The following is a 22,663-nucleotide window of genomic DNA, read 5'->3' as shown; positions in this document are numbered from 1 at the left end:
GCGCACACCCCCGGGCGGGGCCCGCGGCCTCGGTGGGCGGGGGGGGGCCCTAAACCACCCCCCCCCCCCCCCCCCCCCCCCCCCCCCCCCCCCGGGGCGGGGGGGGGGGGGGGGGGGGCCCCCCCCCCCCCCCCCCCACGGCAGCTCAGCCGGTACGGAGCGCCTCCGCCACCGCCCGTACCCCTTCCATCGCCCGCCGGTGCAACCCGCCGCCGAAGGTGATCCGGGACGCGCCCAGCGTGCCGAGTTCGCGCGGGGCCGCGCCGCCCGGTACGGCGATGGCGTTGACCGGCAGCCCGATCCGGTCCGCCAGCTCCCGCAGCACCTGCGGCGGCGCGAGGATCGGATACACGCAGTCGGCGCCCGCCGCGGCGTACCGCAGCCCGCGGCGTACCGCCTCCTCGACCTGGGCGGCCAGGCCGCCCCCGGCACCACCCGAGCCGTCCCCGGCGCGCAGGAACACATCGGTACGGGCGTTGATCACCAGCTCGTCGCCGGCCGCAGCGCGGATCTCCGCCAGCCGGTCCGCCTGCCGCTCCACGTCGGTGAGCTGCCCGGTCCCCTGGTCGCTGTCCTCGATGTTGCAGCCCACCGCGCCGGTCGCGGCGATACGTTCCACCAGCTCCTTCGCGGGCAGCCCGTACCCGGCCTCCAGGTCCGCCGTCACCGGTACGTCCACGGCCCGTACGATCCGGGCCACCGCCGCGAACATCTCGTCCGGCGGCGTACTGCCGTCCTCGTACCCCAGCGACGCCGCGATGCCCGCGCTCGGCGTCGCCAGGGCCGGGAAACCGGCCGCCGCGAAGATCCGCGCGCTCTCCGCGTCCCACGGGCCGGGCAGGACGAGCGGGTCGTCCGCCGCCCGGCCGTGGTGCAGGGCGCGCAGGGCGGCAGCGGTCACGCCGCGCCGCTGATGGGCTGGCGGACCGCGACGTTGATGCGGTTCCACATGTTGATGGTGGTGATCAGGGCGATCAGGTGGGCGAGCTCGGGCTCGTCGAAGTGGGCGGCGGCCCGCTCGTAGACCGCGTCCGGCACGAAGCCGTCGGTCAGGACGGTGACGGCCTCGGTCAGGGCGAGGGCGGCCTGCTCCTTGGCGGAGTAGTGGGCGCCGGCCTCCTCCCAGGCGTTGAGGAGGTGGATGCGCTCCTCGGAGACCCCGGCCTTCTGCGCGTCCTTGACATGCATGTCGAGGCAGAAGGCGCAGTGGTTGATCTGCGAGGCGCGGATCAGGACCAGCTCGGCCAGGACGTCGTCGCCCAGGCCCTTCTTCGCGGCGATGTGCGCGTTCAGCAGGGGCTGGTAGATGCCCGGGGCGCGCTTGTAGAAGTCGAGGCGGGCGGAGCCGGTGGTGGTCGTCATCATGCCTGTCCGGGAGTCATGCGGGTGGTCACGCCGAAGCGGTTCCACGCGTTGATGGTGGTGATCAGGGCGATCAGGTGGGCGAGCTCGGGCTCGTCGAAGTGGGCGGCGGCCCGCTCGTAGACCGCGTCCGGCACGAAGCCGTCGGTCAGGACGGTGACGGCCTCGGTCAGGGCGAGGGCGGCCTGCTCCTTCGGGGTGTAGTGGGCGCCGGCCTCCTCCCAGGCGTTGAGGAGGTACACGCGCTCCTCGGTCTCGCCCTCCTTGCGGGCCTCCTTGATGTGCATGTCGATGCAGAAGGCGCAGTGGTTGACCTGCGAGGCGCGGATCTTCACCAGATGGACCAGCGCCGGGTCCAGGCCCTTCTTGGCGGCCGCGTCGAGGGCGACCATCGCCTTGTACACCTCGGGCGCGTTGCGCGCGATGGCGATGCGGGGCTGATGGTGCCCGTGCTGGGGATTCGTCGTCATGCCAGCGACACTATGCCGCCATTGGCGCACGGGTATGGTCCATTCGTATGGACGATTCCTGGGCCACTTTCGGGCGCGACCTCCACCTGGACCTCTCCGGTCCCGGCGGGCTGCGCGCCTGTCTGATGCGGTCCCTGCGCGAGGCCGTCCGCACGGGCCGCCTGACGCCCGGCACCCGGCTGCCGTCCTCCCGTACGCTCGCCGCCGACCTCGGCATCGCCCGCAACACCGTCGCCGACGCGTACGCCGAGCTGGTCGCCGAGGGCTGGCTGAGCGCCCGGCAGGGCTCCGGCACCCGGGTCGCCCGGCGCGCCGAACCGTCCCGCTCCGCACCGCCCGCCCGGCGCTCCGCCCGGCCCCCGCTGCCCGACCGCCCGCGCTACGACCTGCGGCCCGGCACCCCGGACGTCTCCGGCTTCCCCCGCGCCGCCTGGCTCGCCGCCGCCCGCCGCGCGCTCACCACCGCCCCCAACGACGCGTTCGGCTACAGCCCGTCCCTCGGCCGCCCGGAACTGCGCACCGTGCTCGCCGACTACCTGGCGCGCGCCCGCGGCGTACGCACCGACCCCGAGCACGTCGTCGTCTGCACCGGCTTCATGCAGGGCCTCGGCCTGCTCGCCCGCGTCCTGCGGGACTCGGGGGTACGCGGGATCGGCACCGAGGCGTACGGCCTCCCCTTCCACCGCGACGTGCTGACCCGCGCCGGCCTGCGCCCCACCCCGCTGCCCGTCGACGCGCGCGGCGCGGACACCGGACGGCTGGCCGGCCTGCCCGGCGTCCGGGCGGCGCTGCTCACCCCGGCGCACCAGTTCCCCACCGGTGTACCGCTGCACCCCGACCGCCGCGCCGCCGTCATCGACTGGGCGCGCGCGGGCGGCGGGCTGGTGCTGGAGGACGATTACGACGGCGAGTTCAGGTACGACCGGCAGCCGGTGGGCGCATTGCAGGGGCTCGACCCGGACCGCGTCGCCTACCTCGGTACCGCGAGCAAGAGCCTCGCCCCCGCGCTGCGGCTGGCCTGGATGGTGCTCCCCGACCACCTCGTCGATCCGGTGCTGGCCCTCAAGAGCACGGGGGAGTGGCAGACCGGCGCGCTGGAACAGCTCACGCTCGCCGAGTTCATGGCCTCCGGCGCGTACGACCGGCACGTACGCGGCATGCGGCTGCGCTACCGGCGCCGCCGCGACCAGCTCGTCACCGCGCTGGCCGAACAGGCCCCGCACATCCGCGTCAGCGGCATCGCGGCGGGACTGCACGTCGTCCTCGAACTGCCGCCCGGCACCGAGCAGTCCGTCGTGCAGGCGGCCCGGTGGCAGGGGCTGGCGCTGGAGGGGCTGAGTACGTTCGCGCACTCCGCGGGCCAGGGGGGAGCGGGTGGGGCCGCGCCGCGGGACGGCCTGGTCGTGACGTACGGCAGGCCGCCCGACCACGCCTTCGCGGGGGTGCTGGAGGCGTTGCTACGGGTCCTGCCGCCCGCGCCGTAGGCCGGTGGTGGCGGGCTCCTTGGCCGTCGCGCCGGCTGTCATGCCGGAAGGCCCGGCCGCCCCCGGCTCTTCTGGTGCCCCCGGCTCCTCCGGCTCCTCCGCCACTCCCGCCTCCTCCGCCACTCTCGCCTCCTCCACCACTCCGGCCTCCTCCGGCGCCTCGCCGAAGCGAGCCAGCGCGAGCGCGCCCAGCACCGCCAGTGCGAACCCCGTGATGCCCAGCGGCGCCAGCCCGGCACGGGTGCGGTCGCCGAGCCAGACCACACCGACCAGCGCGGGCCCGAGTGTCTCGCCGATCACCATGCCCGCGGTGGCCGCCGTCACCGAGCCCCGCTGGAGGGCCGAGGTCAGCAGCAGGAAGGCCGCGCCGCCGCCGATGAGCAGGGCGTACGTGGCGGGGTTCGACAGGAGGGACGCGGGCGACAGGTCGGGGACCAGACGTACGGCGACCTCCACGACACCGAAGCCGAACCCGGCGCCGAGCCCCAGCGCCACCGCCCGCGCCCGGCCGGGCAGCCGCCCGGCCACTGCGCCCCAGGCCAGGATCGCCAGCGCGACGGCCAGCGTCCCGAAGCGCAGCGCGGTGGACCCCGTGGCCTTCCCCTCCGCGCCCGACGCCAGCCCGAGCAGGCCGAGCCCGCCGCAGACCACCAGCACGGCCGCCCACTCCGCCCGGCTGAGCCGTACGCGCAACAGCGGTACGGCCACGACCGCGGTCACCGCGAGACTGGCGGCGAGGGCCGCGCCCACCGCGTAGATCGGCAGCGAGCGCAGCGCCACCAGTTCGAGGAGGAAGCCGCAGCCGTCCAGGGCGAGGCCGAGCAGATAGCGCCACTGGCCCAGGACGCGCAGCAGCAGTCTGGGGTCCACCCCGGACCCCGAGCCGGTCCCCGGCGCGGTGGCGCGGGCCGCCACCGCCTGAAGGACCGACGCCGTACCGAAGCAGACCGCCGAACCGAGCGCACAGATCATCCCAAGCAGCACACATCGACTGTAGGCCCGGCGGTCCCCGCAGGCCCGTTGCGGTGGCGCGGACCCTGGCCTTTAGGCTGGCGTGGCTGAAAACTGTTGCCACGGATGTACGGGGGTAGGCAAGGGATGGCAGAGCACACGAAAGCCCGGCGCAGGCTGCGGTCGAGCACGGTGATCCTGGGCGGCATGGGGGCGCTGGCGGCGGCGCTCACCTCCTGCGGATCGGAACCGGACAAGCGCTGCGTCGACCGGAACAGCTACGACGCGGTCAAGGGCTACCGCGTCATCGACTCCAAGTCCTGCAAGAGCGGCAGCGGGTCGAGCGGCACCGGAAGTACGGGCGGCACGGGCTCGTCGTCCGGCAAGAACACCGGCGGGGGCGCCGGCAAGAACAAGGGCACCGCCGGACGCGGCCAGAAGGTCGACGGCCAGTGGTACTACGGCTCCGACGTCAGCGGCCGCTACGCCGACTCCGGAACCTTCAGCCACAGCACCGCCGTCAACCGCGGCGGTTTCGGCTGCTCCGGCTCCAGCGGCGGGTGACGGTGGTGCGACGGACCAGAGGTCGCGGGGGGAGCCCCGGATGAAGCGGCACACCACCCGGCCGCGCCCCGGCTGGCAGCAGACCGTCGAGGCACAGGGCCTGATCTATCCGCTGACCCGCCACCCGGACGACTCGCTGCGCCCCTACTGGGACGAGAGCGCGTACTACTCCTTCTCGCTGCCCGAGATCGAGGCACTGGAAGAGACCGTCGAGGAACTGCACGCCATGTGCCTGGCCGCCGCCGCGCACATCGTCGAGCACCGGCGCTTCGCCGACCTCGGCATCGAGGACCGGCGGCTGGCGGACCTGGTCGCCGAGTCCTGGTACCGGCGCGCCGAACTCCCCACCCTCTACGGGCGGTTCGACCTGCGCCACGACGGCACCGGACCCGCGAAGCTGCTGGAGTACAACGCGGACACGCCGACCTCGCTGGTCGAGGCGGCGGGCCCGCAGTGGTTCTGGATGGAGGAACGTTTCCCCGGCGCCGACCAGTGGAACTCGCTCCACGAACGGCTGGTCGACGCCTGGCGCAAACAGGCCGGGCTGCTGCCGCCGGGCGCGCCCGTGCACTTCGCGCACTCCGCCGGCGACGAACTGGGCGAGGACCTGATGACCGTCGCCTACCTGGAGGAGACGGCCCGGCAGGCCGGGCTGGAGACGGTGGCGATACCGGTCGAGGAGATCGGCTGGGACCGCCTCTCGGGCCGCTTCGTCGACCAGCGGCTGCGCTTCATCCGGTCCTGCTTCAAGCTCTACCCGTGGGAGTGGCTGGCCACGGACGAGTTCGGGCCGCACGTGCTCGACACGCTCGACAACGGCGGCGGCACCGGCACCACCCTGTGGATCGAGCCCGCCTGGAAGATGCTGCTCTCCAACAAGGCGCTCCTCGCCGTCCTCTGGGAGCTGTACCCGGGTCACCCGAACCTGCTGCCCGCCTATCTCGACGGGCCGCGCGAACTGGCGGGCGGACCGGACGCGCCCGGGTACGTGGCCAAGCCGCTGCTCGGCCGCGAGGGCGCCGGCGTCACCGTCCACGAGCCGGGCGCGGCCCCCGTCGTACGCGACGAGCCGTGCTGCTACCAGGAGTTGGCCCCGCTGCCCGACTTCGACGGCAACCGGGTGGTGCTCGGCGCGTGGGTCGTCGAGAACGAGTCGGCGGGGCTCGGCATCCGGGAGTCGGCGGGGCTGGTCACGGACGAGTACGCGCGCTTCCTGCCGCACGTGATCCTGTGAGGCGCGCCCCGTAGGGGGCGCCCCCCGGTCAGCCGGTCAGCCGGTCACCTGGTCAGCCGGTCGCCCGGTCACCCGGCCAGCACCGTCCGCAACTGGTCCAGCCCCCAGTCCAGGTCCTCCTTGGTGATGACCAGCGGGGGCGCCAGCCGGATGGTGCTGCCGTGGGTGTCCTTGACCAGCACGCCGCGCTCCATCAGCCGCTCCGAGATCTCCCGGCCCGTCCCCAGGGCCGGGCTGATGTCGACCCCGGCCCACAGCCCGCGCCCGCGCACCGCGTCCACCGCGCCGCCGCCCACCAGCAGCCCCAGCTCGTGGTGCAGGTGCTCGCCCAGTTCCGTGGCGCGCTGCTGGTACTCGCCGGTCCGCAGCATCGCCAGGACCTCCAGCGCCACCGCGCACGCGAGCGGGTTCCCGCCGAACGTCGAACCGTGCTCGCCCGGCCGGAACACGCCCAGCACCTCACGCGAGGAGACCACCGCCGACACCGGCACGATGCCGCCGCCCAGCGCCTTGCCGAGCACGTACATGTCCGGCACCACGTCCTCGTGCCGACAGGCGAAGTCCGCGCCCGTACGGCCCAGCCCGGACTGGATCTCGTCCGCGATGAACAGCACATTGCGCTCGCGGGTCAACTCCCGCACACCCGGCAGGTATCCGGGCGGCGGCACCAGCACGCCCGCCTCGCCCTGGATCGGCTCGATCAGTACCGCCACGGTGTCCTCGTCCACCGCGTCCGCCAGCGCCCGGAGATCGCCGTACGGGACGATCTCGAAGCCCGGGGTGTACGGGCCGTAGTCGGCGCGCGCCTCCGGGTCGGTGGAGAAGGAGACGATCGTGGTCGTCCGCCCGTGGAAGTTGTTGTCCGCCACGACGATCTTCGCCCGGCCGTCCGGGACGCCCTTGATCCGGTACCCCCACTTGCGGGCGGTCTTGACCGCCGTCTCGACGGCCTCCGCACCGGTGTTCATCGGCAGCACCGTCTCCATGCCGCAGAACTCGGCCAGCCGCGTGCAGAACTCGGCGAACCGGTCGTGGTGGAAGGCGCGCGACGTCAGCGTCACCCGGTCCAGTTGCGCCTTGGCCGCCTCGATCAGCCGCCGGTTGCCGTGGCCGAAGTTGAGCGCCGAGTACCCGGCGAGCATGTCCAGATAGCGCTTGCCCTCGACGTCCGTCATCCAGGCCCCTTCGGCGGAGGCCACGACGACGGGAAGCGGGTGGTAGTTGTGCGCGCTGTGGGCTTCGGCGGCGGCGATGCTGCGTTCCGTGGACGTCGTGGGGGTCACCATTGACTCCGTTCGGTATGCGGGCGATCCCGGGCGAAAAAATCCCGTTGGGCGGACGGTATGCGAAGAAAGGTTGCGCCGCACAGCCCCCGATAGACTGGCTCCGCGCATCGCGACCGGCGCACGGGGGAGCGACCCCGAGGGAGCGGCGCGCGGCCGTTCAGCGACGGCCCACCACGAGGTGTCGCCCCTCCCCCGGACTGCGTCCGGGGGACCCCCAGGCACCCCGGGAGTACGACCGGCCAGCCGAACCGCACCCGATCGCCCCGGAGGACCTCATGAGTCGTCCCCTGCCCCACCCCGCCCTCGCTGCCGCCGACCCCGAACTGGCCGCCCTGATCGGTGCCGAGGAACGCCTCCAGGCCGGGACGCTGCGCCTGATCCCCTCCGAGAACTACGTCTCCACCGCCGTCCTCGAAGCCACCGGCACCGTCCTGCAGAACAAGTACAGCGAGGGATACGCCGGCCGTCGCTACTACGAAGGCCAGCAGAACATCGATCTTGTGGAACGGCTGGCCGCCGACCGCGCCAAGGCCGTCTTCGGCGTCGAGCACGCCAACGTCCAGCCGTACTCCGGCTCGCCCGCCAACCTCGCCGTCTACCTCGCCTTCGCCGAGCCCGGCGACACGGTCATGGGCATGGCGCTGCCGATGGGCGGCCACCTCACGCACGGCTGGGGCGTCTCGGCCACCGGCAAGTGGTTCCGCGGCGTCCAGTACGGCGTACGGGCCGACACCGCCCGTATCGACTTCGACGAGGTGCGCGACCTGGCCCGCAAGGAGCGCCCGAAGCTAATCTTCTGCGGCGGTACGGCCGTGCCGCGCACCATCGACTTCGCCGCCTTCGCCGAGATCGCCCGCGAGGTGGACGCCGTCCTGGTCGCCGACATCGCGCACATCGCCGGACTGGTCGCGGGCGGCGCCCACCCCTCACCGGTGCCGCACGCCGACGTCATCTCCACCACCACCCACAAGACGCTGCGCGGCCCGCGCGGCGCCATGCTGATGTCCCGCGAGCAGTACGCGAAGCCCCTCGACAAGGCCGTCTTCCCCGGCCTCCAGGGCGGCCCGCACAACCACACCACCGCCGCCGTCGCGGTCGCCCTCCACGAAGCCGCGCAGCCGTCCTTCCGCACCTACGCGCACGCCGTCGTCGCCAACGCCAAGGCCCTCGCCGAACACCTGCTGGCCCGCGGCTTCGACCTGGTCTCCGGCGGTACGGACAACCACCTGATCCTGATGGACCTCACCCCCGAGGAGGTCCCCGGCAAGATCGCCGCCAAGGCGCTGGACCGGGCCGGGATCGTCGTCAACCACAACACCGTCCCGTTCGACACCCGCAAGCCGTTCGACCCGTCCGGCATCCGCATCGGCACCCCGTCGCTGACCTCGCGCGGCCTGGGCACCGAGCACATGCCGCAGGTCGCCGACTGGATCACCCGGGGCGTCGAGGCCGCCGGCGGCGGGCGACGAGGACGCGCTCACCACGGTCCGCGCCGAGGTGGCCGAACTGATGGCGGCCTATCCGGCGCCGGGGCTGGTCGCCGACCCGTCCTGACCGGCCCCGGGCCGCAGGGGTGACTCGTCCTGACCGCTTCCGGGCCGCACGGGCGGCCCCGCGTCCCGGCCCAGCCGTACCGGAAGCTCCGTGACGCTGTTGCCCACGAAGGTGGGCAGCGGCCGCAGGTCCGCCTCCGGCACGGCCGGGGCCAGGTCGGGGAACCGGTCGAACAGCGCCCGCAGCGCGATGCCGGCCTCCAGACGGGCCAGCGGCGCGCCCGGGCAGACGTGCGCCCCGTGCCCGAAGGACAGGTGCCGGGCGGCGGGCCGCCGCGTCACGTCGAAGCGGTCCGCGTCCGGCCCGTACACCTCCGGATCGCGCCCGGCCGCCCCGTACGAGGCGAGCACCGGCGTCCCCCGGGGGACGAGCGTGCCGCCGATGTCCAGGTCCCTGGTCGGATAGCGGAACGGGAAGTTGGCCACCGGGCTGTCGTGGCGCAGCGTCTCCTCGACCACGTCCGCCCAGTCCGCCCGCCCGGAACGGACCAGGTCCAGTTGCCCGCGGTCGGCGCACAGGGCCCGTACGGCGTTGGTGATCAGGTCGAGGGTGGTCTGGTGCCCCGCGGCGATGGTCAGCAGCAGGGTGCCGATCAGTTCCTGTTCGCTCAGCCGGGCCTCATCCGCGTCGCATGCCGCGATGAGCGCGCTGGTCAGGTCGTCGCCCGGCGCCGCGCGGCGGGCCGCCACGACCTGGGCGAGGACCGCGGCCAGCTCCCGGTTGGCCGCCAGCACCGTCTCCGGGTCGAGGGTGGTGTTCACGACCAGCCCCGACAGCTCGTGCAGCCGGTCCCGGAACTCCTCGTCCACGCCGATGAGTTCCGAGATCACCCGCATGGGCAGCGGATAGGCGAACGCGTACCGGAGATCGACCGTCCCGCCGCCCTGGGCGGCCAGGGCGGGCAGACCGTCGAGCAGCTCGGCGGTGATCCGCTCCACCCGCGGCCGCAGCGCCGCCACCCGCCGGGGCGAGAGCGCCTTGACCACCGGCTCCCGCAGCCGCCGGTGGTCCGCGCCGTCGGCCGTGGTCATCCCGTCCACGGTCGCGAAGGTGGTGAGCTGCCAGCCGGGCGGGATACGGCCCTCGCGCAGCGCGGCGAAGTGGCAGGCGTTCTTGGCCACTTCCGGGTGGGTGAGGAAGTCGCGCAGGGCGTGGTGGCGGGTCACGGCGTGGCCGAGGACACCGCCGGGGAGCACCACCGGCACGGCGGGGCCGCGGGCCCGCAACTCCTGGGCGGCCTCGCGCAGACCGGCTCCGGTGGGGTCCAGGGGGAAGGGGGAGGACGGGGAGGGCGGGGGAGTGGTCGGGGCTGATCCGGGCGCCGTACCGGACGAAGATGCCGTACCGGACGAAGGGGCATCGGCTTCGGTCATGGCTCCACGGTTGCAGCTCCGGTGTGCGGGGAACAGGGGGCGGCGGGCGGCAGCCGCTGCATGGCGGAGCGCTTTCCCTGCGGGCGGTGGCGGGTGGCCGGTGGTGGGGGACAGGTGGCCGGCGGGTGGCGGGTGACAGGTGGGCGGGCCCGGCGGCTGTACGCGGCCCGGCCGGGCATCCCGTGCGTCCGCCTGGGTAGCTCCGTGCGTCTGCCCTGGTGTCTCCGGGGCCGCCCGGACACTTCGGTGCGTCCGCCCCGGACATCTCCGTGCGTCCGTCCTGGTGCCTCCGCGTTCGCCCGGACACTTCCGTGCGTCCGTTCCGGTGCCTCTGCGTTCGCCCGGACGCCTCCGTGCGCTCGTCCTGGTGCCTCTGCGTTCGCCCGGACACTTCCGTGCGTCCGCCCCGGCACCTCCGTGCGCCTGCCCTGGTGCCTCCGGGGGCGCCCGGACTCTTCCGTGCATCCGTTCCGGTGCCTCCGCGTTCGCCCGGGCACTTCTGTGCGCCTGCCCCGGTGCCTTCGCGTTCGTCCGGACACCCCGTGCGCCCGTTCCGGTGCCTCTGCGTCCGCCCGGACACCTCCGTGCGCCCGCCCCGGTGCCTCCGCGTCCGCCCGGGCACCTCCGTGCGCCCGCCCCGACATCTCCGTGCGCCCGCCCGGCACCGTCGTGCGCCCGACCGGTCACTACCGGTGCCCCCGCCGCTGCCCGGCCGCGCGCCGGTCCCCTCCCCGGACCTGAGACAATGCCTGTCATGGCTTCTGACTGCCCACCCGTCGCCCACCACCGCCCCGAGGGGACTGGCTCCGCCATGCAGCGTTTGCCGCGTGTACTCTCCGGGATTCAGCCCACGGCGGGCTCCTTCCACCTCGGCAACTACCTCGGCGCCGTCCGCCAGTGGGTGGCCCTGCAGGAGTCCCACGACGCCTTCTACATGGTGGTGGACCTGCACGCGATCACCGTGCCGCAGGACCCGGTGGCCCTTCGCGCGAACACCCGGCTGGCCGCCGCGCAGCTCCTGGCCGCCGGTCTCGACCCGGAGCGCTGCACCCTCTTCATCCAGAGCCATGTCCCCGAGCACGCCCAGCTCGCCTGGGTCATGAACTGCCTGACCGGCTTCGGTGAGGCCAGCCGGATGACGCAGTTCAAGGACAAGTCGGCCAAGCAGGGTGCCGACCGCACCAGCGTCGGCCTGTTCACGTACCCGATCCTGCAGATCGCCGACATCCTGCTCTACCAGGCCCACCAGGTCCCGGTGGGCGAGGACCAGCGCCAGCACATCGAGCTGACCCGCGACCTCGCCGAGCGGTTCAACGGCCGCTACGGCGACACCTTCACCGTCCCGGCGCCGTACATCCTCAAGGAGACCGGCAAGGTCTACGACCTCCAGGACCCGACGGTCAAGATGAGCAAGTCGGCGTCGTCGGTCAAGGGCATCATCAGCCTGCTGGACGAGCCCAAGACCTCCGCCAAGAAGATCAAGAGCGCGGTCACCGACACCGACACGGTGATCCGCTACGACGCCGAGGCGAAGCCGGGCGTCTCCAACCTGCTGACGATCTACTCCACCCTCACCGGCGAGTCCGTCGCCGACCTGGAGAAGAAGTACGAGGGCAAGATGTACGGCGCCCTCAAGACCGACCTCGCGGAGATCATGGTCGACTTCGTCACACCGTTCCGGGACCGTACGCAGGAATATCTCGACGACCCCGAGACGCTGGACTCGGTCCTGGCCAAGGGCGCCGAGAAGGCCCGCGCGGTGGCCGCCGAGACGCTGGCCTCGGCGTACGAGCGGATCGGGTTCCTGCCCGCCAAGCACTGACCGGCCGGGCCGGGGCCCGACGCGCCCCGGCCCGCCGCCGTACAGGGTCCTCGGGCCCGGGCACGGCGGGACCTAGGACGGTCGCCGCGGGGACGGCCCACCCGGCACACTGGCATCCGGGGCCGACGACAGCTTCAGGAGGGAGAACGCAGTGGGGACCGTTACGCTCGGCGTTTCGATCGCGGTCCCGGAGCCGTACGGCAGCTTCCTCCAGGAGCGGCGCGCGAGCTTCGGGGACCCGCACGCACACGGCATCCCCACCCACATCACCCTCCTGCCGCCCACCGAGACCCGTACGGAGGACCTGCCCGCCATCGAGGAGCACCTCGCCGAGGTCGCCGCGGGCTTCGGCCCCTTCCGGCTCCGCCTGGAGGGCACGGACAGCTTCCGGCCGCTGTCGCCGGTGGTTTTCGTCAAGCTGGCCGAGGGCGAGGCGGAGTGCACCGCGCTCCAGGAACGGGTACGCGCCGCGTCCGGCCCCTGCGCCCGCGAACTGCAGTTCCCCTACCACCCGCACGTGACCGTCGCGCACGGCATCTCCGAAGAGGCCATGGACCGCGCGTTCGTGGCGCTGAAGGACTTCGAGGCCGCCTGGACGATCGGCGGGTTCGCCCTGTACGAGCAGGGGGAGGACGGCGTGTGGCGCCTGGAGCGGGAGTACCCGTTCGGCGCGCCCGCCTCCGGGGTGCCGCGGCAGGCGGATCTTTCGCGGCCGCCTACGCCCACGCGTTAGGCCGAGTGGCCGGCGTCCCGGCTTGAACAGGCTGGCCGGCGTCCCGGCCCGTACCCGGTCGGCCGGCGTCCGGGCTTCATACCGGCAGTCGCCGGAACAGTGCCCTTGGCATATGCCGCAGTACGGTCATCACCGGCCGCAGCGTCCCCGGCACCCACACCACCTCGCTCCGCCGCCGCAGCCCCGCCTCGATCGCCCCGGCGACCGCCTGCGGCGTCGTGGCCAGCGGTGCGGGCTCCAGGCCCGCCGTCATCCGCGTCCGGACGAAACCGGGCCGTACCACCATCACGTGCACCCCCGTCCCGTACAGCGCGTCCCCCAGCCCCTGCGCGAACGCGTCCAGCCCGGCCTTGCTGGAGCCGTAGACGAAGTTCGAGCGCCGCGCCCGCTCGCCCGCCACCGAGGACAGCACGACCAGCGAACCGTGCCCCTGGACGCGCAGCGACCGGGCGCAGACGAGAGCCGCCGAGACGGCGCCGGTGTAGTTGGTCTGCGCGACCTGGACCGCCGTGGCCGGCTCGGCCTCCGCCCGCTCCTGGTCGCCCAGCACCCCGAAGGCCAGCAGCACCACATCGATGTCACCCTCGGCGAAGACCTTGCCCAGCGCCTCCTCGTGGCCGCCGGTGTCCAGCGCGTCGAACGCGACCGTACGGACCTCGGCGCCCAGCGCACGCAGCCGCCCGGCCGCCTCCTCCAGGGCGGGGGACGGACGGCCCGCCAGCCAGACCGTACGCGCGCGGCGGGCGACCAGACGGCGGGCGGTGGCGAGGGCGATCTCGGAGGTGCCGCCGAGGACCAGGAGGGACTGGGGGGAGCCGAAGGCGTCCTTCATGGGGAGTCCTTGGGAGTGGAGGGCGTACGGAGGACAGCCGGTGCCGGTCACAGCGCGAGGCGCCGCGAGAGGTCCGAGGTGAAGACGCCGCGCGGGTCGGTGTGCGCGCGGAGGGCGCGGAACGCGTCGGCCCGGGGGTACATGACGTCCACCAGCTCGGGCCGCAGCCGGGCGTCCTTGGCCAGGTAGACCCGGCCGCCCGCCGCCGCCACCGCCTCGTCCAGCTCGTCGAGGAAGGGGCCGAGGCCGGGCAGCCCGGCCGGGATGTCCAGAGCCAGCGTCCAGCCCTCGGACGGGAAGGACAGCCACCCCGGCCCACCCGCGCCGAAGCGCTTGAGCACCGCCAGGAACGACGGACACCCCCGCGCCGCGATCCGCTCCACGATGCGCCGCAGCGTCCCTTCCGCCCCGAGGCCGACCACGAACTGGTACTGCACGAAGCCGCCGCGCCCGTACACACGGTTCCAGTGCGGCACCCCGTCCAGCGGATGGAAGAACGCGGAGAGCTTCCGCAGCTCACCGGTCCGGCACCGGGGCGCCTTCCCGTACCAGAACGCGTTGAACAGGCCGACGGACCGGCGCCCGAGCAGCCCGTCCGGCAGGCCGCGCGGCGCCGGCGGCAGCCGCCCGGGACGGAAGGCGAGCGGCGCGCGGCGGGCCCGCGCCGGCAGGGCGTCCAGCGGGGCGTGGTCGCCGCGGGTCAGCACCGCGCGGCCGGTCGCCGCGCCGCGGGCGAGGAGGTCGATCCAGGCGACGGAGTAGCGGTAGCGGTGATCGGTGGCGGACAGCCGCGCCAGCAGGTCGTCCAGGTCCGCCGCGCGTTCGGTGTCCACCGTCATCAGCGACGTCCGTACGGGCAGCAGGGCGACCGTCGCGGCGAGGATCACCCCGGTCAGACCCATGCCGCCGGCGGTCGCGTCGAAAAGGGCGGTGCCCGGCCGCACCGTGCGCACCGCGCCGTCCGCCGTGAGGAGTTCGAAGGACCGTACGTGCCGGGTGAAGGAGCCCGCGACGTGGTGGTTCTTGCCGTGGATGTCCGCGCCGATCGCGCCGCCGACCGTCACGTACCGGGTGCCCGGCGACACCGGCACGAACCAGCCCCGCGGCAGCAGCACCTCCATCAGCCGGTGCAGACTCACCCCCGCGTCGCACACCACCGTGCCCGCCTCGGTGTCGACGGCCCGGATCCGGTCCAGCCCGGTCATGTCCCAGACGACGCCGCCCGCGTTCTGCGCCGCGTCCCCGTACGCGCGCCCGAGCCCCCGGGCGATGCCGCCGCGCGCCCCGCACGCCCGCACCGCCGCCGCGGCCTCGTCGTACGAGCCCGGGCGGACCAGCCGGGCGGTGGTGGGGGCGGTACGGCCCCAGCCGGTGACGGAGCTGGTGACGGAGGCGGTGGCGGTATCGGAGGCGGTGCGGGAGCCGGGCGGGCCGGCGGGCGACGACATGCCAGCGACCGTAATGCGGCACTCGCACCGATCCGGGTATCCGCCCCGGCCGCACGAAAAGAGTGATTAACGAGGTGGATGGGCTAATCGCGACGGCGCGGCGCGCGGCGCCCCGGAAGAGTCGGACGCGGAGCCCCCAAGGGCTTGAGGGACAGGCGCCGGGCGGACCCCACGAAGCGGGCGGTCCGCCCGGGAGCCGGCACGAACCGGATCGAGGTGACCCCGCTGTCTCCCGAAGAGATGGATCACCGCCTGCTCGTGGCGCTGCGCACCCGGGGAACCGACCCGCGGGTGGCCGCCGTGGCCCGCGCCCTCTCGCACGGCGGCGAGCACGGAGCGCTCTGGCTCGCCGCCGGGCTGGCGGGCGCCGCGGCCGACCGGTCCCGGCGCCCCGCCTGGCTCCGCGGCACGGCCCTGAGCTGCGGCGCCCACCTGCTGAGCGCCGGCCTCAAGCGCGTCGTACGCCGCCCGCGCCCCCTGCTGCCCGGCCACGCCCCCCTCGTACGGACCGCGAGCCCGCACTCCTTCCCCAGCGCCCACGCCGCCTCCGCCACCGCTGCCGCCGTGGCCCTGGGCGCACTGTGGCCGGTGGGCACGTCCCTGCCTGCCCCGCCCGTCCTGCCTCTCCTGGCCGCGGCGGTGTGCCTGTCCCGGCTGGTGGTGGGCGTGCACTACCCGTCGGACGTGGCGGCGGGCGTGGTACTGGGCGCGCTCACGGCGCGGGTGGGGGGCGGGCGCGCGCGGGGCGTGCGTGAGAGGCGGGCGCGGGGCGTGCGCGGGGCGCGGATGCAGAGCATGGGTTGGGCGCCGCCGGGAAGCATGCGCTGGGGGCAACCGTGACCGAACGTTCCGCCGCCGTCCTGGAGGAACCACCGCCCGGCCCCGGAGCGGCCACCCCCGCGCAACCCGGCCTCCGCCCCCGCGCACTCGCCCTCCCCCTGGGCCTGCTGCGCACCGCCCGCCCACGCCAGTGGGTCAAGAACGTCCTGGTGGCCGCCGCCCCGGCGGCCGCCGGAGACCTCTTCCTCCACCGGACCCTCCTGCAACTCCCGCTCCTCTTCCTCCTCTTCACCGCCGCCGCGTCCGCCGTCTACCTCGTCAACGACGCACGCGACGCCACGGCCGACCGCGCCCACCCCGACAAGTGCCGCCGCCCGGTCGCCGCGGGCGAGGTGCCCGTACCCGTCGCCTACGCGGCCGGCGCCCTGCTCGCCGTCCTCGCCCCGGTCGCCGCCGCCGTCCTGTGCAACCCCGCCACCGCCGCCCTGCTCGCGGCCTACCTCCTCATGCAGCTCGCCTACTGCGTCAGCCTGAAGAACGTCCTGGTCGTCGACCTCGCCGTGGTCACCACCGGCTTCCTGCTGCGCGCCATGACCGGCGGCCCCGCGCTCGGCATCCCGCTGTCCCGCTGGTTCCTGATCACCGCGGGCTTCGGCGCGCTGTTCATGGTCGCCGCCAAGCGCTACTCCGAGGCGGTCCGGGCGGCGCGGGAGGAGCGGGCGGACAGGGGCGCGACCCGGCCCCTGCTGCGCGAGTACAGCGACGGCTATCTGCGCTTCGTGTGGCAGCTCGCGGCGGGCGGCGCCGTCCTCGCGTACTGCCTGTGGGCGCTGGAGAGCGGCGGCACGTCCGCGGGCGTCCTGCCGTGGCGCCAGCTCTCCATGGTCCCGTTCATCCTCGCCGTACTGCGCTACGCGGTCTTCGCCGACCGGGGCACCGCGGGCACCCCGGAGGACGTCGTCCTGCGGGACCGCCCGCTGGCCGTCATCGGGCTGGCCTGGACCGGGCTGTACGCGATGGCCGTCGCGGACGTGTGAACGGACGAGCGGCGCACCGCCATGCCCCGGAGCCCCACCCGCCACAGCACCCCGGACCGCCCGCCGCCGGCCCACCGCTTCCGGGCCCTCGCCCCCGAACTGCTCGGCTTCGCGCTGGCCGGGAGCATCGCGTACGCCGCCGACCTGGCCCTGTTCGTCTGGCTGCGGGGCCCGGCCGGACTGGACCCGTTCACCGCCAAGTCCCTGTCGTTCCTGGCGGGCTGCACCGTCGCGTACGCCGGGAACGCCGTCGGCACGTACCGCGCCCGCACCCGCCCGGCACCACCCCCGTACGGCGGCCCCGGCGCCCGCACCCCCGCCCCCGTCCGTCTCCGCCGCTACGCCGTCTTCCTCGCCGTCAATCTCGCCGGCGCCCTAGTGCAGCTCACCTGCCTCGGGGTCTCGCACCATGTCCTCGGCCTGACCTCGGCGACCGCCGACACCGTCTCGGGCGCGGGTGTCGGCATGGCGCTGGCGACATGCCTGCGTTTCTGGGGTACGCGGACGCTAGTCTTCCGCCACGCGGGCGACATACCTGTACAGATGGTGTCGAAGGCTGATGAAGGGTAGGCGGGGCCCATGGAATGGTTGAGCAAGCTGCCGGTCGTCGGCCCGGCCGTGTCCTGGCTGATGACCACACACCTGTGGCGGGCGTACGAACGCATGCAACGCGTCCACTGGACCCGGCTGGCCGCCGCGATCACCTTCACCAGCTTCGTGGCGCTCTTCCCGCTGCTGACGGTGGCCGCCGCGATCGGCGCCGCACTGCTCAGCGAGCAGCAGTTGCACGACGTCCAGTCGAAGATCGCCGAGCAGATCCCCGGCATCTCCGGACAGCTCGACCTCGGCGCCCTCGTCGACAACGCCGGCACCGTCGGCGTGATCGCCGGTGTCGCCCTGCTCTTCACCGGCGCCGGCTGGGTCGAGTCGCTGCGCGACTGCCTGCGCGCCGTCTGGGAGAAGGACGACGAGGACACCAACTTCTTCGTCGCCAAGCTCAAGGACATCGCCCTGCTCCTCGGCCTCGGCGGCACCGCCCTGGCTTCCCTGGTCTGCTCCGGCTTCGCCAGCGCGGCGGTCGGCAGGGCGGCGAAGGCCCTCGGCCTGGCGGAAGGCGGCATCGGCAGCGTCCTGCTGTCCGCCGTCGGCTTCTGCATCGCCGTACTCGCCGACTTCCTGCTGCTGGCCTACGTCCTGACCAGGCTCCCCGGTGTCCACCCGCCCCGCCGCGCCGTCGTCGTCGCCGGCTTCATCGGCGCCGTCGGCTTCGAACTCCTCAAACTGCTGCTCAGCGGCTACCTCCAGGGTGTCGCCGCCAAGAGCATGTACGGCGCCTTCGGCACACCGATCGCCCTGCTCCTGTGGATCAACTTCACGGCCAAACTGGTGGTCTTCTGCGCCTCCTGGACCGCGACCCAGCGCTGCGACCCGGAGTCGTCACGCAAGTCACTGGACTGCGACGAGGAGGCCGCCGAACCGCGCCACGGCTAGAGCCGGCCCCGCGCCGCACCGGAGCCGGCCCTCGCTGGGCAGCTAGTGCTTGCCCCCGCGCCGCCGCATCAGCTCCGGAAGGGGCCAGCGGCGGTGCACCAGCAGCGCCAGGCCGCCCAGCACCACCAGCGCTCCGCCGGTGATCGCCAGCGCGGTCCACGCGCCGCCGGAGCCGCCGGAGGTGTCCTCCAGCCCGGCCCGCGTCCGGTCGCCGTCCAGCTTGGCGCCGCCCGTCCGCGCGTCGCCCTCCTCGCTCCGGGGGCCGACCAGCCGGCCGACCGGCTCGACCTGGTCCGCCGCCGCGAACCCCCAGTCGAAGAGCTTGGCCGTCTCCTTGTACGCCTCGTTGTGTTCCTTCTTCTCCGGGTTCATGACGGTGACCAGCAGCTTGCGCTCGCCACGCTGGGCGACCCCGGTGAAGGTCGAGCCGGCGTTGGTGGTGTAGCCGTTCTTCACCCCCGCGATGCCCGGGTACGGCTTGACGTCGTAGTCCCCGCTGAGCAGCCGGTTGGTGTTCTGGATGCCGAACGTCCCGCGCTTGCCGTCCTTGACCTCGCCCGGGAACTGCGTGCTGACCGTGGAGCAGTACTCCCGGAAGTCCGCGTTCTGCAGCCCCGCGCGGGCGAACAGACTCAGGTCGTACGCGCTGGAGACCTGCCCCGGAGCGTCGTAGCCGTCCGGCGTCACCACATGCGTGTCCGTCGCGTTCAGCGCCTCGGCCTGCTTCTGCATTTCCTGAACGGTCTTGGCCGTACCACCGTTCATCGCCGACAGGGTGTGCACAGCATCATTCCCCGAGCGCAGAAAGACCCCCAGCCAAAGGTCATGAACGGTATAACTCAAATTCTCCTTTATCCCCACCAGGCTGCTGCCGGCGCCCATGCCCGCCAGGTCGGCCGGCTTGACCGTGTACTTCTGGTCCTTGGGGAACTTCGGCAGCACCGTGTCGGCGAACAGCATCTTCAGCGTGCTGGCCGGCGGTAGCTGCCAGTGCGCGTTGTGCGAGGCCAGCACCTTGCCGCTCTCGGCGTCCGAGACGATCCAGGAACGGGCCGTGATGTCGTCCGGCAGCTTCGGCGCCCCCGGCTTGAGCTGCACCTGCGTACCGGCCTGGCCCAGCCGGCCACCGCCGACCTTCGACATCTCGGCGGGCGGCACCGGCGCCTTCGGCGCGTGCTGCCCGCCCTTGCCGTCCTTCGGCTTCTCGTCGGCGTGCGCGGGCGCGGCGAGCAGCAGCGGCGGCAGCAGGACGGTGGTGCCGGCCAGGGCGGCGCCCGTACGGGTGAGCACCCGGCGCCGTACGGGCGCGGCGGTGATCGGATGAACGGCAGAGGAGGTCGGCACGTCGGTGAACGTACCCGTCGGTGCGGACGCCCCGGACACCACCCCACGGAAGAGTGCCCCCGCCGACCGCCGGATGGAGCCGCTGCCCATACTGGATTCCATGAAGCTCTCGCGCCCCGTCTCCTGGTTCCTGCTCGCGTTCGGGGTATGGAGCTGGTTCATCTGGATCACTTTCGCCAAAAACCTCTGGAAGGACGGGAGCGGCCTCGCCTTCGACGACGCGGGTGACCCGACCGCCTACTTCTGGGTGCACCTCGCGCTCGCGGTGACGTCCTTTCTCTTGGGGACGGCAATCGGAGTGATCGGGTTCCGCAGCGTCCGCGCCCTGAACAGGCCCACCCCCGGCCCCTCCACCGAGACCACCGGCACGACCCGCTGACTCCGGCCCCCGCACACCCCGGCGCCCCGTCGCCAGTGCGCCATCTCACACATGCTCGGCCGGGACCGCCGGTATGCGCGGACCGCCCCGGGATCAGTCGAACGTCGCCCCCGGCTCAGCCGAACGTCGAACCCTCGGGCGCCGGCGCACTGCGAACGCACGGCGAGACGAGCCGCACCTCCAGCCGCCGCTCGGCGACGTACTCCGTCACGGAGACCGAGTAACCCGCGACCCCCGCGGGAGCGTCGACACCGGCCGAGGCCCGGAGGGGCTGCGCTGTCTCTCCGGCTGACGCCTCCACCGACCAGCCACCGCCGCTGAGATAGGCAGTCAGCCGCTGATGGGCCGCGGGCAGCGCAGCGGGATCGATTTCTTCAATGCGCCAGTCGTGCTGCGCCGAGCATGACGAATGCAGCCCCTTCGCCGTGCAGGCGTCGCAGGTGATGGTGAAGGGCTGAGCGTTCTGCTCCATGCGGCCCCGCAGGGCGAGAGCGTCGAGAAGTCTGCTGGAGTTCCAGTACAGCTTCTTCGTGAGTTCCAGCGCGGGGGGCTCGGGGGCGGCCTTCTCCGGTGCGGCGGCAGACGATACGACAGGGGGTATTGCGGCACCGTCGCGGGCCGGAACAAGTACGGCCCCGCCGCTCGGCGCGCCGGTCACCTCGACCGTGTTCACGATGTTGAAGAACAACTCGGAATACAGATTCCAGTCGTCCATACAGGGCGTACTGAGCTCGAACAGGCAGACCTGCCGCTGCCCGGGTATCGGGAAGAAGACCGCGATCTTCCCGATCGTCACGGACTCCGGCCGCCCGGAATCCGTCATGTCCCCCGGCAGATCCACCGCCTCCGGAGTGATACGGACGGCCGCTTCCCCGGCCGCCAGCTCGACGACCTCCACCTCGCTCTTCGGAGACTCCTCCGCGAGCTGGGCCGCCAGCTCCTTGCAGTCCACTGCCCGGACCTGCGGCCCGCCGTCGATCAAGGAGGCGGTGACCGAGGCGGTGCTCCGCTGCCCCTCGATGTCCAGGATGCAGAAACCCGCATAACTCACCCCGGCCGCCAGCATGTCCTCCACCGCCTGGAGTTGCATGGCGACATAGGCGAACCACAGTTCGTTGCTGCCCTCGGGGTAGACCTCGATCGCGAGGAAGCGCAGTTCTTCCACGAGGATGTCGACATCGTCGATCAGCGGGATCTCATGAAACGCGGGCGGGACGCGGAAGGTGACCGGGAACTCCGGCTCCGCCGCGCCGGTCGCCTCGGCCATGTACGTACTCACCGGTGTCAGGCTCCCGCCGCACTCAGAAATGCCTTGCCCAGTGGCTTGTCCTCGGGCCAGTTGGACTCGATACGGTGCCCGACGCCGATGCCTTTCACGCCCATCTGGGTGCCGCGGGCGCCCCAGTGGGCCACGTCGAGGGGAGCGGCTTTGTCGCCCTGGAAAGCCTTGGCCGCTTTCTGGATTCCTTTGTGGAACACCCCGTCGCCCATACCTCGTGCGACATTCTCCGACCGGGCCAGGCTCTCGGCGTTCTTGAAGGTGTTCGCGACCTTCCCGCCGTCCGCCACGATTTTCTCCCCCTTGGCCAGTTTGCCCGCGGCTCTGAGGCCCTTCACAGCGCCGATCCCCGGCAGCACTCCGAGGCCGGCACCGACCCAGTCCATGACCCCGACCTTGCCTCCCCGGGAGGCCTTGATGCCGTAACCGGCCAGGGCGAGGGCGCTCGCTCCGATGGCCAGACCGCCCAGGATGGCGCCGACCGGCGGGATGGCCATCGTGGCGAGAGAGAGAATCGACAGCACCGCGCTGATGTTGGACAACAGGTCGGCGTGTTCGGCCAGCCAGTCCTTGAACCCGCGCCACGCCTTCTTCATGCCGTCGAGCGCGCGGTCCCACCAGTGCAGGTCCGGCGGGTGGTTCTCGGACGCCTTGAGGATCGCCCGCTCGGCCTCTCCCGCGCGGTCGTCCCACTGGGAACGCAGGTCTTCTGCCTTCTTCATGATGTCTTCGAGCGCGTGCGTGGCCTTTTCGTCCGCGGCTTTCGCGGTGTCCAGCTCGTTGTTGATGCGATCGACTTCGGACTGCTCCAGCGGCACGCCGGCCAGCCCGTTGTACTTGTCGATGAGGCTGTTGTAGCTGTTCCGCTTCTGCTCGGCGTGCTTGCGCGCTTCGAGTGCGTCGGACTCAAGCCCCTTGGCGCGCTGCTGCATCGGGCCGAGCTGGGAGTGCCACGTGCGCAGGGCCTTCGCGCAGTCGTGCATGGACTCCGTGCCCTGCTGGAGGTATTTCGGCAGTTCCCCGAGCTTCGTCCGGAACTTCTCGGCGGCCTCGCCCTCCCACACGCCGTCGGTCTTGCCGACACTCTTGAGCAGTTGGTGCAGCTCTTCGAGTTCGTCACCGACCGTTTTCACGTCCGTGGCGAGGGACTGGATGGTGTGGAGGTCACCCTTGGCCGGATTGAAGGTGAGGCCCGGCCAGTCCGAGTCGTCGGCGATGAATTTGCTTTTCCACTCCACGG

At 73.0% G+C, this 22,663-nt stretch carries 21 protein-coding genes and 1 pseudogene; 11 read left to right on the top strand and 11 right to left on the bottom strand.

What is annotated here, in order from left to right; translation table 11 throughout:
- Positions 1 to 145: 145 nt before the first annotated feature.
- The 3 genes from ACZ4QV_RS37175 to ACZ4QV_RS37165 are packed head-to-tail and all read right to left on the bottom strand — an operon-like array spanning position 146 to position 1,832.
- The gene (locus ACZ4QV_RS37175) at positions 146 to 901 is read right to left on the bottom strand and encodes an isocitrate lyase/PEP mutase family protein (protein WP_361582798.1); all 756 of its coding nucleotides are present in this window, start codon (positions 899 to 901) and stop codon (positions 146 to 148) included.
- Entirely contained in the window at positions 898 to 1,362 is a 465-nt protein-coding gene (locus tag ACZ4QV_RS37170; protein WP_361583147.1) for a carboxymuconolactone decarboxylase family protein, read from the bottom strand. The genes ACZ4QV_RS37175 and ACZ4QV_RS37170 overlap by 4 nt, the downstream gene beginning before the upstream one ends.
- The gene (locus ACZ4QV_RS37165; protein ID WP_361582801.1) at positions 1,362 to 1,832 is read right to left on the bottom strand and encodes a carboxymuconolactone decarboxylase family protein; all 471 of its coding nucleotides are present in this window, start codon (positions 1,830 to 1,832) and stop codon (positions 1,362 to 1,364) included. The genes ACZ4QV_RS37170 and ACZ4QV_RS37165 overlap by 1 nt, the downstream gene beginning before the upstream one ends.
- Positions 1,833 to 1,879: 47 nt before the next feature.
- Here ACZ4QV_RS37165 and pdxR point away from each other — a divergent pair, with 47 nt between their 5' ends.
- Positions 1,880 to 3,316, top strand: coding sequence for a MocR-like pyridoxine biosynthesis transcription factor PdxR (gene pdxR / locus ACZ4QV_RS37160; protein WP_361582804.1), 1,437 nt, complete (start codon positions 1,880 to 1,882; stop codon positions 3,314 to 3,316).
- On the opposite strand, the gene ACZ4QV_RS37155 is transcribed toward pdxR, so the two are convergent.
- Positions 3,290 to 4,288: a hypothetical protein gene (locus ACZ4QV_RS37155; protein WP_467764059.1), complete on the bottom strand. Its 999-nt coding sequence runs from the start codon at positions 4,286 to 4,288 to the stop codon at positions 3,290 to 3,292. The two genes, pdxR and ACZ4QV_RS37155, sit on opposite strands and share 27 nt — an antisense overlap.
- 126 nt (positions 4,289 to 4,414) lie before the next feature.
- On the opposite strand from ACZ4QV_RS37155, the gene ACZ4QV_RS37150 reads away from it, so the two are divergent.
- Complete coding sequence (locus ACZ4QV_RS37150) at positions 4,415 to 4,831, top strand: hypothetical protein (RefSeq protein ID WP_361156609.1); 417 nt, start codon at positions 4,415 to 4,417, stop codon at positions 4,829 to 4,831.
- 40 nt (positions 4,832 to 4,871) lie between these two features.
- Complete coding sequence (locus ACZ4QV_RS37145; RefSeq protein WP_361156606.1) at positions 4,872 to 6,065, top strand: glutathionylspermidine synthase family protein; 1,194 nt, start codon at positions 4,872 to 4,874, stop codon at positions 6,063 to 6,065.
- Positions 6,066 to 6,133: 68 nt separating this feature from the next.
- Here the strand turns inward: ACZ4QV_RS37145 and rocD are convergent, their stop codons facing one another.
- The gene (gene rocD / locus ACZ4QV_RS37140) at positions 6,134 to 7,351 is read right to left on the bottom strand and encodes an ornithine--oxo-acid transaminase (RefSeq protein WP_467764058.1); all 1,218 of its coding nucleotides are present in this window, start codon (positions 7,349 to 7,351) and stop codon (positions 6,134 to 6,136) included.
- Between the two features lie 275 nt (positions 7,352 to 7,626).
- Here rocD and ACZ4QV_RS37135 point away from each other — a divergent pair.
- Positions 7,627 to 8,905: pseudogene (locus tag ACZ4QV_RS37135) on the top strand (serine hydroxymethyltransferase).
- Here the strand turns inward: ACZ4QV_RS37135 and ACZ4QV_RS37130 are convergent.
- A complete protein-coding gene (locus ACZ4QV_RS37130; RefSeq protein WP_361156597.1) occupies positions 8,869 to 10,278 on the bottom strand; it encodes a cytochrome P450 family protein in 1,410 nt (469 codons plus the stop codon). The pseudogene ACZ4QV_RS37135 and the gene ACZ4QV_RS37130 overlap by 37 nt on opposite strands.
- Before the next feature lie 811 nt (positions 10,279 to 11,089).
- Between ACZ4QV_RS37130 and trpS the strand changes: the two genes are divergently transcribed.
- Both trpS and ACZ4QV_RS37120 read left to right on the top strand, forming a co-directional pair.
- Positions 11,090 to 12,100, top strand: a complete 1,011-nt coding sequence (trpS, locus tag ACZ4QV_RS37125; RefSeq protein WP_361156807.1) for a tryptophan--tRNA ligase — start codon at positions 11,090 to 11,092, stop codon at positions 12,098 to 12,100.
- 151 nt (positions 12,101 to 12,251) lie between these two features.
- Positions 12,252 to 12,833, top strand: coding sequence for a 2'-5' RNA ligase family protein (locus ACZ4QV_RS37120; protein WP_361582826.1), 582 nt, complete (start codon positions 12,252 to 12,254; stop codon positions 12,831 to 12,833).
- Positions 12,834 to 12,909: 76 nt separating this feature from the next.
- Here ACZ4QV_RS37120 and ACZ4QV_RS37115 read toward each other — a convergent pair whose 3' ends face one another.
- Together ACZ4QV_RS37115 and ACZ4QV_RS37110 are read right to left on the bottom strand one after the other, a co-directional pair.
- Positions 12,910 to 13,665 (bottom strand): decaprenylphospho-beta-D-erythro-pentofuranosid-2-ulose 2-reductase, encoded by a 756-nt coding sequence (locus ACZ4QV_RS37115; RefSeq protein ID WP_361156591.1) that lies wholly within the window; start codon positions 13,663 to 13,665, stop codon positions 12,910 to 12,912.
- Positions 13,666 to 13,712: 47 nt separating this feature from the next.
- Complete coding sequence (locus tag ACZ4QV_RS37110) at positions 13,713 to 15,113, bottom strand: FAD-binding oxidoreductase (protein WP_361156588.1); 1,401 nt, start codon at positions 15,111 to 15,113, stop codon at positions 13,713 to 13,715.
- Positions 15,114 to 15,353: 240 nt separating this feature from the next.
- Here ACZ4QV_RS37110 and ACZ4QV_RS37105 point away from each other — a divergent pair, with 240 nt between their 5' ends.
- Genes ACZ4QV_RS37105 through ACZ4QV_RS37090 form a run of 4 tightly spaced genes read left to right on the top strand, consistent with a single transcriptional unit; the run spans position 15,354 to position 18,421 of the window.
- Positions 15,354 to 15,953, top strand: coding sequence for a phosphatase PAP2 family protein (locus tag ACZ4QV_RS37105; protein WP_361156804.1), 600 nt, complete (start codon positions 15,354 to 15,356; stop codon positions 15,951 to 15,953).
- Entirely contained in the window at positions 15,950 to 16,930 is a 981-nt protein-coding gene (locus tag ACZ4QV_RS37100; RefSeq protein ID WP_361156585.1) for a decaprenyl-phosphate phosphoribosyltransferase, read from the top strand. The genes ACZ4QV_RS37105 and ACZ4QV_RS37100 overlap by 4 nt, the downstream gene beginning before the upstream one ends.
- 21 nt (positions 16,931 to 16,951) lie before the next feature.
- Positions 16,952 to 17,500 (top strand): GtrA family protein, encoded by a 549-nt coding sequence (locus ACZ4QV_RS37095; RefSeq protein ID WP_361156582.1) that lies wholly within the window; start codon positions 16,952 to 16,954, stop codon positions 17,498 to 17,500.
- A gap of 9 nt (positions 17,501 to 17,509) precedes the next feature.
- Positions 17,510 to 18,421, top strand: a complete 912-nt coding sequence (locus ACZ4QV_RS37090) for a YihY/virulence factor BrkB family protein (RefSeq protein WP_361156579.1) — start codon at positions 17,510 to 17,512, stop codon at positions 18,419 to 18,421.
- 42 nt (positions 18,422 to 18,463) lie between these two features.
- On the opposite strand, the gene ACZ4QV_RS37085 is transcribed toward ACZ4QV_RS37090, so the two are convergent.
- Positions 18,464 to 19,867: a D-alanyl-D-alanine carboxypeptidase family protein gene (locus tag ACZ4QV_RS37085; protein ID WP_361582832.1), complete on the bottom strand. Its 1,404-nt coding sequence runs from the start codon at positions 19,865 to 19,867 to the stop codon at positions 18,464 to 18,466.
- Here ACZ4QV_RS37085 and ACZ4QV_RS37080 point away from each other — a divergent pair.
- Entirely contained in the window at positions 19,866 to 20,144 is a 279-nt protein-coding gene (locus ACZ4QV_RS37080) for an SCO4848 family membrane protein (RefSeq protein WP_361156572.1), read from the top strand. The two genes, ACZ4QV_RS37085 and ACZ4QV_RS37080, sit on opposite strands and share 2 nt — an antisense overlap.
- A 115-nt stretch (positions 20,145 to 20,259) precedes the next feature.
- Here the strand turns inward: ACZ4QV_RS37080 and ACZ4QV_RS37075 are convergent, their stop codons facing one another.
- Together ACZ4QV_RS37075 and ACZ4QV_RS37070 are read right to left on the bottom strand one after the other, a co-directional pair.
- Positions 20,260 to 21,423, bottom strand: coding sequence for a hypothetical protein (locus tag ACZ4QV_RS37075; protein ID WP_467764057.1), 1,164 nt, complete (start codon positions 21,421 to 21,423; stop codon positions 20,260 to 20,262).
- A gap of 5 nt (positions 21,424 to 21,428) precedes the next feature.
- On the bottom strand, positions 21,429 to 22,661 hold the full coding sequence (locus ACZ4QV_RS37070; RefSeq protein ID WP_361582838.1) for a putative T7SS-secreted protein: 1,233 nt from the start codon (positions 22,659 to 22,661) through the stop codon (positions 21,429 to 21,431).
- Positions 22,662 to 22,663: the final 2 nt, after the last annotated feature.

It is taken from the genome of Streptomyces sp. NPDC026394 (assembly GCF_055567735.1).
Note: the sequence above shows the minus strand (reverse complement) of the source record. Positions and strands in the feature narration are given on the sequence as shown.